The 1,106-nt window shown below is 75.1% G+C and carries 2 protein-coding genes; one reads left to right on the top strand and one right to left on the bottom strand.

Translation table 11 applies throughout. The annotated features are described in order from the left end of the window. Positions 1–588 (top strand): ATP-binding cassette domain-containing protein (locus tag GTW43_RS25250; RefSeq protein ID WP_161304311.1); only part of this gene is annotated, 588 nt, incomplete at its 5' end. 15 nt (positions 589–603) lie between these two features. Here the strand turns inward: GTW43_RS25250 and GTW43_RS25245 are convergent. Continuing rightward, on the bottom strand, positions 604–1,106 hold a 503-nt coding region (locus GTW43_RS25245), incomplete at its 5' end, for an SAM-dependent methyltransferase (protein ID WP_202501915.1).

Here is a 1,106-nt window from a genome sequence, read left to right as displayed (position 1 = left end):
GGCCCCGTGGCCGAGCTCGACGGCGTACGGGTCGGCGAACGCCTGTGCCTGGAGGGGCTGCTGACGATCGCGCCGGGACAGCGGATCCTCGTCAGCGGGGAGAACGGGGCGGGCAAGACGACCCTGCTGCGCGTCCTCGCCGGTGACCTGGAACCGGACGCCGGCACGGCCCGGCGCCCCGCCCGCACCGGCTACCTCGCCCAGGAGCTGCCCCCGCACTCCACCCGGCTCCCGCTGCTCGACGCCTTCGCGGCCGGCCGGCCCGGTCCGCCGGACGAGCACGTCGATCGGCTCCTCGCCCTCGGGCTGTTCCGCGAGGAGGACCTGCACGTCCCCGTCGCCGCGCTGTCGGCGGGCCAGCGCAGGCGGTTGCAGCTCGCTCGGCTGGTCACCCGGCCGGCCGACCTGCTGATCCTCGACGAGCCGACCAACCACATCGCGCTCGACCTCGTCGAGGACCTCCAGTCGGCGCTCGCCGCGTACCCCGGCGCCGTGATCGCGGTCTCCCACGACCGCACCTTCCGCGCCCGGTTCGGCGGGGAGACCGTCGCGTTGCGGGCCGGGCGGCGGGTCGACGGCGGCGCCTGACGCCGGACGGCGGCGTCAGGCCTTGCGCCCGACGCCGCCGAACATGGCCACCTCGTCCGGCAGGGCGGCCCCGCCGTCCTGCGGGCGCCAGCGGTTGCACGAGACGACACCCGGCTCGAGCAGCTCCAGGCCGTCGAAGAAGCCGGCCACGGCCTCCGGGGTGCGCTGGGTCAGCCGGGGCGTGCCGTGCTCGTTCCAGAACGCCACCGCCGCGTCGACGTCCGGCATGTCCGGGCGCGTGACGGTGTGCGACAGGACGAGATGGCTGCCCGCGGGCAGCGCGTCCATGAGGTGCCGGACGGTCCCGAGCGCCTGGGCGTCGTCCTCGATGAAGATGACGACGCCCAGCAGGATCAGCGCCACCGGCCGGGTGAGGTCCAGACTCTGCGCGGCCCGCTCCAGGATCGCGTCGGCGTCGCGCAGGTCCAGGTCGAGATAGTCCGTGCGGCCCTCCGGCGTGCTCGTCAGGAGGGCCTCCGCGTGGGCCAGCACGATCGGGTCGTTGTCCACGTAGACGA

Origin of the sequence: Streptomyces sp. SID5785, assembly GCF_009870065.1 — a bacterium.
Taxonomy (GTDB): Bacteria; Actinomycetota; Actinomycetes; order Streptomycetales; family Streptomycetaceae; genus Streptomyces.
Note: the sequence above shows the minus strand (reverse complement) of the source record. Positions and strands in the feature narration are given on the sequence as shown.